Origin of the sequence: Pseudoalteromonas sp. NBT06-2, assembly GCF_002276045.1 — a bacterium.
Taxonomy (GTDB): Bacteria; Pseudomonadota; Gammaproteobacteria; order Enterobacterales; family Alteromonadaceae; genus Pseudoalteromonas.
In genome coordinates, this window is record NZ_NQMR01000356.1 from 1 (window position 1) to 1,318 (window position 1,318).

1 protein-coding gene is annotated in these 1,318 nt (G+C 33.8%); it reads right to left on the reverse strand.

Translation table 11 applies throughout. The features are described from left to right. Positions 1-556: 556 nt before the first annotated feature. The gene (locus CJF42_RS26020) at positions 557-1,186 is read right to left on the reverse strand and encodes a hypothetical protein (protein WP_095369374.1); all 630 of its coding nucleotides are present in this window, start codon (positions 1,184-1,186) and stop codon (positions 557-559) included. Positions 1,187-1,318: the final 132 nt, after the last annotated feature.

Sequence of the window (1,318 nt, forward strand, 5' to 3'; positions counted from 1 at the left end):
ATAAATTCTACAGCCTCAACGCCAATATAAATGGCTTAAAATGCTTGGCTATAATCAGCGAAGAATGAGCGTAAGCCAAGCATTTTACGTCCATTTGATGTTTTTGTTATACGCTACCTTCCACCACTGTACCTAATAGAGGGTTGCAATTCATTGCTAACTCTAATTGAAAAATGGCACCCAGTTCGAGTTATAGCCTTCTCATTACACATGAAGAAAGTATTCCATTCCTGACGAATATAATCAAACGATAAAGACACTAAATTATACTCATCAATTTTTAATTTCGAGTGGTCTTTTTTAATGTATTCAAATATTTTATTTTTAACACTTTCAGCTGGCAAAACAGGGCTTTTATAGCCTTCTGCTCTCAAGTTCTTAAACATAACTAGAGAGAAACTAAATACCAAGAATAAGAAAAACGATTTAAAATTTAACACCTACTTTCCCTAGCGTATAACGCCGTTTTAAGCGGCAAATTGTAGTTGGCTAAAATAAGTGAGGCACGAACAAAAAGCCAACTGTAATTTGTCCGACTTGAAAACCCTTGTTAGGCCTACACTAAATCCCGCTTAAAATCATCATACAACTTTTGCACAATAGGATCAGATGCCGCATTCAAAAATTTAAGCATTGATTCTTTAGATGAAAACAGATCCTTTAGCTTTATAGAATATCCAGGAGCAACTGGTGAAATTGGAATAGCATTATAAGACCACATTATTTTACCTGAACTATCGAATAGCTGTGCTGCGATATTAAAGCGAGAATTAAATTCATCAGAAAACCCGTGTACCATACCTAAAACCACAACATTAAGTGTAATAACTAACTTATTTTGAGATTCGCTATCAAAATTTACCTTAAGATTATCTGCTTTTACTTTTTCAATGAATTGATTCTGGACTATCTCATTTAGACTTATATGGTGTTCTTCCATAAATTTTAACGCTAGGTCTCTAACGCCTAGACCGTCTCCAGCAGTTCCAGAATAATAATAACTGACACCAGTCCATTGAACCTCTACCGTACTTATAGCTGTTAGCATAGAGTTGTTATTTGGGCTTGCTTCAAGTTTTACAGTTTGTAATTGATCGAAATTTTCTTTTTTAAGTTTTACGCTCGGGACTGATGAACATCCACTAATAAAGATTATAAATAGAAGTACTAAGTAATGAAATTTCAACGAAACTCTCCTGTAGGCCTAACATTTGTATAAACGGCGCGCACACTTATCAGGTTAGACCTCTTAATATAAATTTAAAATAAGTTATTATAAATTAGTAGCTTAGAAAAAAATGACAACAAAAACGGAGGT